The sequence below is a fragment of the Bacteroides sp. RCH18 genome (assembly GCF_058231005.1).
Genome location: NZ_JBIPTC010000001.1, coordinates 3,631,439 through 3,644,151, shown reverse-complemented (window position 1 = coordinate 3,644,151; position 12,713 = coordinate 3,631,439). Strand labels below are relative to the sequence as shown.

At 43.3% G+C, this 12,713-nt stretch carries 7 protein-coding genes; 1 reads left to right on the top strand and 6 read right to left on the bottom strand.

The genetic code is table 11. From position 1 onward, the window contains the following. The first annotated feature begins 36 nt into the window (after positions 1-36). Complete coding sequence (locus ACHLI0_RS14140) at positions 37-666, top strand: WbqC family protein (protein WP_490749417.1); 630 nt, start codon at positions 37-39, stop codon at positions 664-666. 507 nt (positions 667-1,173) lie between these two features. On the opposite strand, the gene ACHLI0_RS14135 is transcribed toward ACHLI0_RS14140, so the two are convergent. The 6 genes from ACHLI0_RS14135 to ACHLI0_RS14110 form a co-directional block, all read right to left on the bottom strand. After that, the gene (locus tag ACHLI0_RS14135; RefSeq protein ID WP_055229113.1) at positions 1,174-1,626 is read right to left on the bottom strand and encodes a hypothetical protein; all 453 of its coding nucleotides are present in this window, start codon (positions 1,624-1,626) and stop codon (positions 1,174-1,176) included. Between the two features lie 466 nt (positions 1,627-2,092). Beyond that, complete coding sequence (locus ACHLI0_RS14130) at positions 2,093-4,387, bottom strand: glycoside hydrolase family 3 C-terminal domain-containing protein (protein ID WP_202572923.1); 2,295 nt, start codon at positions 4,385-4,387, stop codon at positions 2,093-2,095. 17 nt (positions 4,388-4,404) lie between these two features. Continuing rightward, positions 4,405-6,408: a DUF5125 domain-containing protein gene (locus ACHLI0_RS14125; RefSeq protein WP_225683843.1), complete on the bottom strand. Its 2,004-nt coding sequence runs from the start codon at positions 6,406-6,408 to the stop codon at positions 4,405-4,407. A gap of 22 nt (positions 6,409-6,430) precedes the next feature. Then, positions 6,431-7,921 carry an endo-1,6-beta-glucanase gene (locus ACHLI0_RS14120; protein WP_011108760.1) on the bottom strand — a complete coding sequence of 497 codons (1,491 nt, stop codon included), beginning with the start codon at positions 7,919-7,921 and terminating at the stop codon, positions 6,431-6,433. 58 nt (positions 7,922-7,979) lie between these two features. Then, positions 7,980-9,515: a RagB/SusD family nutrient uptake outer membrane protein gene (locus ACHLI0_RS14115; RefSeq protein ID WP_008767524.1), complete on the bottom strand. Its 1,536-nt coding sequence runs from the start codon at positions 9,513-9,515 to the stop codon at positions 7,980-7,982. Then, positions 9,515-12,520 (bottom strand): SusC/RagA family TonB-linked outer membrane protein, encoded by a 3,006-nt coding sequence (locus ACHLI0_RS14110; protein ID WP_008762912.1) that lies wholly within the window; start codon positions 12,518-12,520, stop codon positions 9,515-9,517. Before ACHLI0_RS14110 ends, ACHLI0_RS14115 begins: the two co-directional genes overlap by 1 nt. Between the last annotated feature and the right edge of the window lie 193 nt (positions 12,521-12,713).

The window sequence follows — 12,713 nt, the reverse complement described above, 5'->3', positions numbered from 1 at the left end:
TGCATAGTTTTCAACATAACATCTGTACATAAAATAATGAGAATAGCTTATTTATCATCTGCCTACCTTGCTCCAGTAGAATATTATACCAAACTATTGGAATATGATAAAATATATGTCGAACAACACGATCATTATATAAAGCAAACCTATCGCAACCGTTGTACGATTGCCGGACCTGACGGTGAACTGGCACTCTCCATTCCAACCGTCAAACCGGATACGCTGAAATGTCCGATGAAGGATATACGTATTTCCGATCACGGTAACTGGCGCCATCTGCATTGGAATGCCATCGAATCAGCCTACAACAGTACTCCTTACTTTGAATATTACAAAGACGACTTCCGCCCTTTCTACGAAAAGAAATACGAGTTTTTAGCCGATTTCAACGAAGAAATCTGCCAGCTGGTCTGTAAATTGATAGACATTCAACCCTGCATTGAACGAACTTCAGAATATAAAACGGAATTTGCAGCAGAAGAAACAGATTTCCGCGAGATTATTCATCCTAAGAAAGATTTCCAGATAGCTGATCCAGAATTTATTCCGCATCCCTATTACCAAGTCTTTGATTCCAAACTCGGTTTTCTCCCTAATCTGAGTATTATTGACCTGCTTTTCAATATGGGACCGGAGAGTTTGTTGGTATTAACAAGTAAATAACATTATAATAGCCAGACAAAGACATCAAACGTCCTGACACTACGTATCTTATCATATATCCCGGTAAGGTTAACAGGCGGACAAGCCTTGATTAATATCTTTTGTCCGCTTTCTGTTTTCGTTCCACGTACGTAAACCGTTGGGACTGCGTACGTGATCCCATCGGTTCACGTACATGGACTCATGGGATTACAGACGTGAAACGAAGAAATGTAACGACCGTAATACATTAATCTAACGTTGAAAACAGCTTAATAAACGTAGCACAAACTATTAAATGAACCGGCTTACCTGAACTAGGAAGGCAGAATCTCTTATGAAGGTGACAATAGAAAAGCGATTTTTCTCTATTATCACCCTATTGTCACCACCTATTATCACCCTTATCACGCTAAATTCCAGCACATTAAGTCTGAAAAGTGACAAGTGACAATAAGAATAACGTTTTTAACTCTGTAGAAAGAGACAAATTATAATCACCAGGTCACTATTATATCCTTCAACAGATTACTCTTCATTCAGTCGATTCAGCAAATATCTGACATTCTCAAGATGTAAATGATTGACCCGGTACATCTGTTTATATTGCCAACTATTTTTAGTTGTATCAATAATACAATCTATAAAAGAGCCCATTATATTGGCACTTTGCATACGATTGGCATTTGAAACCTGCATATTCATCATATGCATACCAAATCCTTTAATCACATCTTTTACACTAATTTTCTTAAAATGATGAACTGCCTCGAAAGCTGCTACATTACCAAAAAGAACATTCTCTAAATCTTCCAGTCTTTGCCGATCCGAGCGTTCCACCAAATAACTGGCTGGATTTATAAAACGATTGAGCGTAAGATAAAAGGTCATCATTTCATGATCTGAAGAAAAAATGGCATGCATGAATTGTGTTGCGTCCCCCGGACAAACAATCTGCTGGTTGTTTAAAACCTCCTTCATAAGAATTTAAATTAAATGGTGAATAAATTAAGTTCAACGGGGCTAAACAGAAAGGTGGTTTTAGATAATAAAAGAAGCGGTTCCGCCTGTCCCATTGCTCTTTTCTCGTTCACACAAGGCAGCAGGTGCATTAACACTCTACATGGGGGTGCGAAACCGCCCATATAGAATGAACCGGACAGGCATAAAAATGCCTGCCACAATTACAAGGCAGGTTTCCAGCCTTGTGTGATTTTGAAAAAAGAGCACTACAAAGATAGGACATAAATCAGAATAGGAAAAAGAAATTCATTCTAAATTGCATATACCACAGTAAAATGCAAGGTATAAACCTTATTTCTAATCACAAGCCAAACTCGTTTCAAAGAAAAAGGAGAATGTTGTGACTCTCTCTTTTATAAGATAACAACATTCTCCCAGCAATCTGTTTTACCGGGGGAGGACCCCAGTTTTACCAAACGGATACCTATCTCAACTCAAATGGTACAATTCCTTTAATGTCTCTGGATGATGTTCCGATGACTGCTTCAAACTTACCCGGTTCTGCCATCCACTCGTGTTTGACATCATCGAAGAAGCTCAGGGCTTTTTTATCAATCGTCAGCGTTACAGCCTTCTCCTCACCCGGAGCCAGTTTTACTTTCTTGAAGCCTTTCAGTTCCTTGACCGGACGAGGCAGAGAGGATTTCTTATCGCTGACATAAAGCTGGATAACTTCCTGACCTTCACGAGTACCTGTATTCTTTACGTTGATCGTGAAAGAGATGGTATCATCGGCAGTCATCACCTTTTTGTCAGCCGAAGGTTTCCCGTAAGCGAAAGTAGTATAGCTCAATCCGTGTCCGAACGGGAAAAGCGGTTTGATCTTTTCTTTGTCTGCCCAGCGATAGCCTACAAAAATATCTTCACGATAGATTTCGTTTATGGTATCACCATTGTTCTTGGAGTATGCCAACTCTTCTTTATTCCCCGGATATTCACCCAGTTTATGTGCGCCTACGTCTTCCAGTCTTGCAGGAAAAGTAAAAGGAAGTTTCCCCGACGGATTAGCATCTCCTAGCAGTACCGAAGCAAGAGCTGTTCCGGCTTCCGAACCTAAGAACCAACCCTGAACAATAGCGGGCACTTCATTTACCCAAGGCATGGCAACCGCATTACCGGAGATGTTTACGACAATCAAGTTCTTATTTACTTTTGCCAACTCGCCAATCACTCTGTCCTGCGCATACGGCAATCCTAGGGATGCACGGTCCGAATCTTCGCAATCCTGATGATTGCTCTTGTTCAGTCCACCGAAGAAAATTACGTAATCCGCATCTTTAGACACTTCTACAGCCTCAGCAAGAAGTTCATCCTCCGAACGGTCGTCTTTCAAATCTTGTCCGGTCTGTACTCCATTATATTCCCCTGTCGGGTCACCAACGTATCCACGGGCATACAAAACTTCCGCCTGTGAACCTACGCGGTTCTTTAAGCCGTCCAAAGGAGATATCTCATATTTCACTTTCAGAGAAGAACTACCACCGCCTACAGTCATCATCTTAATGGCGTTTTCACCGATAACAGCAATCTTCCTGGCTTTCTTCAAGTCAATAGGCAATACATTATCCTTATTCTGTAACAGTACAATTCCTTCTTCACCGATTTTGCGTCCGGCTTGTCCATGCTCGGGCGAAGCCAGAGAACCGAAAGGTTTATGCGGGTTCATCGAAGTGCGGAAGATCAGACGGAGGATATTACTCACTTTTTCGTCCAGTTCTTTGGTTCCGACTGTGCCGTCCTGGATCAGTTTCAGGTAAGGATGCGCCAAATAGTAATTGTCATAAGCATTCCTTGTCCCGGCAGAAAGTCCGTTTGTCCATGAACCGAACTCCATGTCCAGACCATTCGAAATGGCTTGGAAAGTATCATGTACTCCGCCCCAATCTGAAACGACGACACCATCAAAGCCCCATTCCTTACGCAGAATATCTTGCAGCAATCGCTTATTATGGCACGCATGCTGAGTCTTATAGAGCTTACCGGAGTCGGTATCTTCACTAAACGAATAAAGGTTGTAAGCTCCCATTATCGCCCAAGCACCACCTTCCTGAACGGCCGCTTTGAAAGCCGGAAGATAAATCTCATAAAGAGCACGGTCGCTCAAATGAACATTGGTGGTGTGACGGTTGAACTCCTGATTGTTTAATGCGTAATGCTTCACACAAGCAGCAACACCGTTTTCCTGTACTCCCTTAATATAAGGAACTACCATTATGGAAGACAGGTACGGATCTTCGCCCATATATTCAAAATTACGCCCATTCAACGGGGTACGGTAGATGTTGACACCGGGCCCCAGGAGAATATCTTTTTTCCGGTAACGGGCTTCTTCGCCAATGCTCTTCCCATAAAGATAAGACATTTCGGGATTCCATGTTGCAGAAAGGCAAGTCAATGCAGGATAGGCTATACAGGAATCGTTTGTCCATCCTGCCTGATCCCACTCATCCCATAATACTTCGGGACGGATGCCGTGAGGGCCATCGGTTGCCCATACTTCGGGAATCCCCAGACGAGGGACTCCCGGTGAACTAAATTTAGACTGCGCATGAGTCATCTTCACCTTCTCTTCAAGTGTCATACGGCTCAGCGCATCTTTCACCCGTTCTTCGACAGGCTTGCTCGTGTCCAGATATACTGGTGTCTGCGCCATATTCATAGTCGGTAAAACGGCGGCTATAGACAAGCCAAGTAACGTTGCTTTAAATTTCATGTTCATAAATGATTTCTGTATTTTTACTTCTTCACAACAGAAAGAATTCCTTTATCTATCCCCTGAGTGAAATCTAACGTAAACACATAAGTAACTCCCTGTTCCAACGGAGAGGCCAATACAAGATTTTCCTCATCAACATTGAATAAGTTCCGGGTAGCCTGATCCATTTGCAGGTTCTTTTGATGAAATTGCTGATCCCAAGACTTTCCACCCAGATATTTAACACTGATATAATCGTATCGTATGCGTTCACCAATAACCGTACTGCCTTCAGCACCAGTCTTCCCAGTAAACTGATAAACTTTCGGACTGATTTCCGCCACACAATAAGCAGTCGAAAAGTCCCAGTTAAATTCGTCCTTAATAGACGGAGAGCCCATACCATAGCCCAACAACCATACGGCACCATGCCCGTCAGCATCCAGTCCGGCTTCACTATTGCCATTCATACGTATTACTGCAAAGTATTTACGTGTAGCATTTACCATCACCCTGTAGCTACCGGCAACCGGCAAGAACTTCAAGTGATTATCTCCGGTCTTCACCAGATAATCTGGATCAACATACCAATCATTTAGATCTTCGATGCCACCTATTTCGAGTGTCTGGTTCTGCGTCAAAGACATCTGCAATTGATACATATCGGAACTGCCTTCTTCCAGCTTCATTCCATTGATTGTAATGTCCGGTCGCGGCAAGTCTACCTGTCCTACTTTCTCTACAGTCAGTACTGCTTTGGTATTACCTTTCGTTACATCTACCGTAAACTTATAAACACCGCCTCTCTCAAATTTCTGACCTTCCTGCAACTTCAAGTTACCCGACTCTGTTATTTCAACAAGGTCGCTTGTAGTAGAGATGGCATCTCCCTTAAATTCACCATTATCCCACTTGTTTATGTGGAAGAATTTAAAGTCAATATCACTTGTTTTCATAGTCACACCGGCAGTAAACGTAAGCTGATACTTCTTTGCCGTAAGTTGCGGCATACACAAACCATTCTCCGGCGTCCATCCCACTTCGTACAAAGATACCGACGGCTTGCCAATTCCATTTCCGATAGCCCAGATAGCTCCTGTTCCGTCATCCTGCAATTTAGCTGCTTCACCGTCTTTTAAAGCTATGACAGAGAAGTACTGTCTCTTACCGTTTGCTGTAATCTGATAGCTTCCGTCAATCGGCAGGAACTTCAGTGTTCCATCCTCCTGCTTTTCAAAGAAGTCCGGATCAATCCACCATTCATCATAAGCAGGCACTCCTTCGAACGTCAGAATGTCATTCTGCTTTAACGACAGTTTAACAGCATATACATCGTTTTCTACCAGTTCCATTTCTTTTCCATTCAGCAATAATTTGGCAAACGGACTTGCTTCATAGTTGAAAGTATTAAACTGAATCGTATAATTGCCCGGCTCTGTATTGGAGAACGGGATAGACGTAGTAGAGCCTACTGCAATCGTATTGTCTTCCCAGCCAAAAGTTAGCTCGTTGCCGTGCTCCCCTACTTTCGGAGTTTTGATATACGCTTTCATCTTCTGCGAAAAGTCTCCCGATACGCTATAATGATACATCGATTGCCTGTCCATCCGGTACTCCTGCCCTTCTTCATCTACCAGGGTCAGATAAGGAAAGTCCGGGCGTGCCAACGTAAGTTCCGTTTCCTGTTCCGTCGTAGTAAAGTGAATATTCTGAAGGATATACTTCAATGTCGCCTTTCCGTTAGGAATATTAGCATAATAAGGAATATAAATCTTTCCGGTATAGTCGCTTCCACTTGTCTTTGTTCGGATCACCGTTTCAGAGACCTGTTCTTCTCCATAGAAAAGCTGCGCTTTCAAAGTAGAAAGAGGAACGTCTACATCCGAAGCCTTGATCGTAAACGGAAGGCTGTCGCCGAAAAGGGCATCCGCATTCTCCGCCTTGATCTCCATACTCGGATTACCGGGAAGGAACTCGTCATCATTACAGGAATTCATGGATAAGATTCCCGCCAATGCCAATGTTATATAGATACTTTTTTTCATTGTCTTTATACTTTTAAGGTTCTTACTTTGACTTTGCCCAACGGTATGAAGTTACTGATTTACCGGGAACGTCATAAGCGAAATGACGTTGACCGTCGCTGACAGTTATCTTCTTCGACTTCTCATTGTTGTTTATCAGAACAAAGGCATACGTTCCGTCCGTATTTTCGAAAGCAGAACAGGTAATACCGTTGTCCGTATAACCGGTAGTGGCGATACGCACAGCTCCCGGCTTCACAACACTTGAAAGATGAGCAATGATATAGTAGTGAGAGTTACGTATGATTGTCTTATAATCACTGTTATTGATATCTACCGCACCATAGCAAGTCTGACAACCACCTTCACGATTCGGACCACGGTCGTTATCGAGCATCAGATTCCAGACAATTACGCCCTTACACCAATTATTGATTGTTCCCAATGCTACCTCTTCCATATCTTCCATCAGACGCTTCGACAAGTCACGTCCGCTGTTCCATGTGCCGATAGAAGTTTCTGTAAACAGAAGTTCTTTCTCAGGATATGCCTGATGTATATTCAGCAATTCTTCACGGTTGCCGCCATAGTTATGGTAAGCAGCACCTGCCAGATACTGAGAAGCAGCGGCATCTTCGTAAATCTTGCCCGGATAGTTCTTCTGCGATTCGATATTGTCATAATTGTAGTTATGGTCGAAAGCATAAATCTTGGTAGACAGTCCGGCAGCTTTCATCTGAGGACCGAGCGCTGTTTTCACGAAGTCTCTTTGTTCTTCCCATTCCATATAGAGCGAAGCGGAGTTGCCACGGTTCAAAGGTTCATTTTGCGGAGTTACTGCATAAATGTCAATGCCTTCGGCTTTAAATGCCTGTATCCATTTCACAAAATAAGTAGCATAATCCTGATAATAATCCGGGTTCAATTGTCCGTTCGTCCACGAATCCAATGGTGTACGGTCTGTCAGGCTTTTCACTTTCATCCATTTCGGACAGGTCCAAGGAGCAGCAATTACCTTGATAGAAGGGTTAATGGCCAGAATCTCTTTCAGGATCGGAAGGATATAGTCCTTTTCTTCGCTCTGCAAAGCAAAGTTTTCGATCCCTTTCGTATCACAGCAGGTATATTCGCTTAACGAGAAGTCCGAACAACCAATGGAAATACGGATGTAACTGAATCCGAAACCATCTTTATCGGAGAATGTTTCCGTCAGGAAAGCATGACGGTCAGCCGGTTTCATCAGTAACAGGTTGTAACAGGTAGAACCTGTGATAGCTGCTCCGAAACCATCCATCGTCTGGTACTGTTCCGCAGGATTCAAAGTTATTGTGGTTGGAGCCAAATTGTCTTTCGGGCTGAAGTTAACCGCATCACGGGTCAAATCACGGGTCAGACTGCTGGTTGTCGTATAAATGGCTACATCTCCGGTGGGGACAGGTACTACCGGTTTTTCCGCATCATCACTATTGCTACAAGCCGCTAATATGGTGAAGCATCCTAAAAAGGTCAGTGCTATATTTCTCATGTTTATCATAATCGTTAGTTTCTTTTTCTATTTAAATACATTATAAGTGATGTTATCTCCGGCTCTATCAATATCCGGGGTTCTGTTCAATCTTGTCATTGGCATCGATTACCGATTGTGGGATAGGCAGGCGATAAGAGTTCTTATCAAAGGCGTAAACCTGTGACTTGCGACCTGAATCTTTCGCATATACGGCGTTCATCACCTCTTCTACCTTATCCAGACGAACCAGATCAAACCAGCGTTGTCCTTCGAATGCCAGTTCCAGCCGACGTTCGTTGAGCAATGCGGTAATCATCGCATCCCGGTCTTTACGTACGGATGAAGACAATTCGCCCAATCCGGCACGTTCACGCACTTCGTCGATGATCTTAGCTGCCGCTTCCAGATCCGGCGTATCCTGCATGATCAATGCTTCTGCCTTCAATAACAGCACATCAGCATAGCGGTATTTAATAATGCTGCTATTAGCCGAACGGCATTTGTACATGAAAGGATAATTGTCCGACGGATAATAGTTGCTCCAATTACAATCATAGTAAACTACGGATTCCTGAAAGCGAATCTGATCTCCTTCTTTCTTGAAAGCATTGATCAAATCACGTGACGGAGTTACCCATTTTGCCCAAGTGAAGTTATTATTCCAGTTTACAAGGTCACGTCCGAACATCCATGTACACCAGTTACCCGAACCGGGAGTAAACTGAGCTTCCAGTATAGATTCTTTAGTATTACGGGCTTTTGCATCCGTTCCGGCAGCATTCATGCCGAACAAATCGCTAAAGTCCTTCACAAGCTCAAAACCATCAGCCTTCACCTCGTCACAGTAACGGATTACTTTTGAATAGTCACGCAACGGTTTCTCTGCATAGATCTTTGCAAGAAGAGTACGGGCTACGGATTTTGTAAACAGAGTTTTGTTGCCTGCCGTATTATCCGGCGCATGCTGGATGGCAGCCAGCAAATCTTTCTCTATCTGCTGATAAGCTTCCAGTTCTGTGTTTTGTGCCGGGAAATATTGTTCATACACATCTTCGATATTTTCTGAAGTAATATCATCAGCTACTGTTGTAATAACCGGGAAATCCCCCCACAGACGTACCATATCGAACATGACCATGGCACGGAATATCATTGCTTCCGCCTTATACTGCGCACGTTCGGCAGTAGTCAAAGAGTTATCGGTCACCAAGTCAATATTACATATCAATTTATTAGCACGGGCAACGTCTTCCAGATAACGATTCCAGTCACGTTCGAGCACAGAGTTGGAACCTTCGATGGAATTGTTCTCAAACGGAAGTACCTCAGCTCCCGTAGTTCCTGCGTACGCATTATCCGCATGCGAATCTGATATGAGCAACAAGTCCACATACCAGTGTTCCTGACGGTCGCGCATCTGATTGTAGATAGTCGTCAGGTGACTTTCTACAGCCGCTTTATCTTTAAATACCACCTTTGTACCGGTATCCGTCACACCTTCGGTCACATCCGAATAAGTATCGATCGGATCGTAATTCAGTGAGCAGGAAGAAAGTCCGAACAGCAAACCGGAAGTGAGTCCATAAAATATATATCTTAGTTTCATAGTCTTTCCTTTCATTAGAATTCAACATTAATACCAAACACGTATGATCTAGAATGCGGGTATGTACCCCAGTCGATGCCTTGCACCGTACCGCTGTTGCCCCATTGGTTTACTTCCGGATCCATGCCGGAGTAGCTTGTCCATGTCAGCAGATTGGTAGCGGTAAAGTAAGGTTGCAGACGGGTGATTCCCCATTTCTGCAGTAATTTGCCCTTAAAGTTGTACGACAAGGAAACGTCTTTCAATCTCAGGTAACTGCCATCTTCAATAAAGTAAGTAGAGTTCAGCAACTTGAAATTAGCTTTCGGCACATTGGTTATCTGTCCGGGTATCTTCCAGCGGTTCAGTACTTTGGTAGACTGATTCTTTCCATCGTACATCCCTTCTGTTTCTATACGGGAAGCATTGAAGATATCATTTCCATAAGAGCCTTGGATAAACACACTCAAATTAAATCCTTTCCATGAGAAAGTGTTGGTCAGACCATAAGTAAAGTCCGGATTCGGGTCGCCGATATAAGTACGGTCGGAAGTCGAGATTTTACCATCACCACTCAGGTCACGATACATTAATTCACCTGTCTCAGGATCTACACCGTCACTGATATATCCGTAAAAGCCTCCTAAAGCACGTCCCGGCTCATTACGCACTACATAATCGTTGACTACATCCGCAGTTTTGGCATCATAGTACACTTTCTGCAATTCAAGTTTCGTCAATTTGTTCCGGTTGAAGGAAATATTGAAGTCCGTATCCCAGGTAAATGCTCCCCCCCGGAAGTTCTTCGAACTAATGGTAAGCTCAAAACCTTTATTAGTCATTTCACCTTCATTACGGGCGATAGAAGTAGCTGCGGCAGCACCGGCAGGCAGTGATACGTTCATCAGCATGTTCTTGGTCTTCTTGTAATAGTAGTCCATGTTAAAAGTCAAACGTCCATTCAATACTGTCAGGTCCAGACCAATATTGGTCTGAGTAGTCGTTTCCCAAGTAAGGTCAGACGTACGTAAATTGGCCTGGCTGATAGTCGGTACCGCATTCGCATAATCTGTTGTATCACCTTCAGCCGCTACCTTAAACCATTCAATACGACCGATATTATAACGTTGCAAATAAGCATAGTCACCAATACCAGACTGATTACCTGTCTGTCCCCAGCCTCCACGTATTTTAAAATCATCAATCCACGTCAAATCAGCCATAAACTTCTCGGAAGATACACGCCAGGCAGCTGAGAACGATGGGAATACCCCCCAACGATGATCAGGATGCAACTTAGAAGAACCGTCGGCACGCAGGTTAGCCGTCAACAGGTACTTACTATCAAAATTGTAAGCTACACGTCCGAAAAATGACATAATTCCCCATTGAGAAGCACCTGTACCGGTATTATCCCAGGCAATCTTGTTCGCGGCATTCAAGGTCTGTATCAGATCATTGCGGTAGTGTGAACCGTTTATCCAGCTGTTAGAGTAGTCTGAATCCGTCCACGATGACCCTGCCATTACCTCCAGACCATGTCTCTTGAAGTTCTTATTGTAAGTAAATACATTGTCGAATGTCAATACCGTATTCATATTCCGGTTGTCGGAAGCTTCACCATACTGGTTACGTCCCCAGGCAGTAGAAATCGGATCAAGAAAAGTAGTATTTACAGCATTGCGACGGTCAAGTGTTAGAGTTGATTTAAACTTCAACTCCGGCAGCAAGGTAAGCAACACGTTGCCCGATGCCAGCAAACGGTTTTCCTTATCTTTATTATTCTTTGCACGTGCCATGTTCTCCAACGGGTTGGTGATATTTCCAACTCCATAGAAGTTATTGTAATACTGGTTCGGATTTAAAGCATCCCAGATCGGAGCATATGTCGGCGTATTGATAACAGCCAATACAACGCCACCGCGATTCGCTCCTGTTCCCATCGCTCCCCCTCCGTTACTGGTATAGTCCGAGTAGGAGATATTAGCACTTACTGTCAACCAACTACGAATCTGATTTTCAAGATTCACCCGGAAATTATAACGCTTATAATAAGAGATATCCAGTATTCCCTTTTCATCGAGATATCCGGCAGAAAGATAGTATTTCATCTTTTCATTACCGTTAGATACTGCTACCTGATAATTTTGCATCTTTCCGGTCTTATATGTTTCGTCAAACCAATCAGTACGGTCGGGCAGTCCATCAGGCAAGGATACCAGTCCGATTTCATCCTGTAACTCTTTATACTGCGCAGCATTCAGAGATTCTACCTTATCCGCCACCTTGTTCAAGCCAAACTGTGCTGTCAGAGATACTTTTGCCTTTCCGGTCGCTCCGGCCTTTGTTGTAATCAGAATTACACCATTGGCAGCACGCGAACCATAGATAGAAGCCGAAGAGGCATCTTTCAGAATCTGCATGCTTTCAATATCATTCGGAGATAAAAACTTAATGTTATCCACAGGAACACCATCCACTACATATAGCGGATCGTTACTTCCGTTCATAGAAGTAGTACCACGCACACGGATAGACATCTCTCCTCCCGGCGTACCGCTAGGCTGAATTACGGAGATACCGGCTGCCTTACCCTGAATAGCCTGTCCGGCAGAAACGATGGGACGTACATCAAGATCTTTAGTAGACACAGTGGAAATGGCTGTCGTAACATCTTTACGTTTTACCGAACCATAGCCGATCACAACTACTTCTTCAAGTACTTCATTGTCTTCCTGAAGTGTAACTTTCATCTGTCGGGATGCTTTCTGTTCCTGCGATTTATATCCTACATAAGAGAATATTAAAGTAGCATTGGACCGGACCGTCAATGTAAAGTTACCGTCTAAATCAGTTATCGCTCCGTTAGTTGTCCCCTTTTCTTGTACACTTACACCGATAAGCGGTTCTTTCTGTGCATCCAGCACCTGACCGGATGCAGTAAATTGTTGTGCGGATGCACTCAGAGAAAAAAATACTGCTAAGATAGCAAAGAGAATCTTGCGACTCCCCGAAAGGATTTTTCGCCTGTTCTTTTTCATGCGTATTAATTTTAAAGTTTATAATTAAGGTATGTGCTTGACAGGACTTTCGCCACTATTTCAGAAGCACAGGTCAAAAGTATAAAGAAACTGAAGTGATTTGACAATGAGGGTATAATAAGTGGATTATACAAACAGACAAACCACTAATAAACAGAAAGTTAATATCAACCAAAGAGGCCTAAAAAGTGGA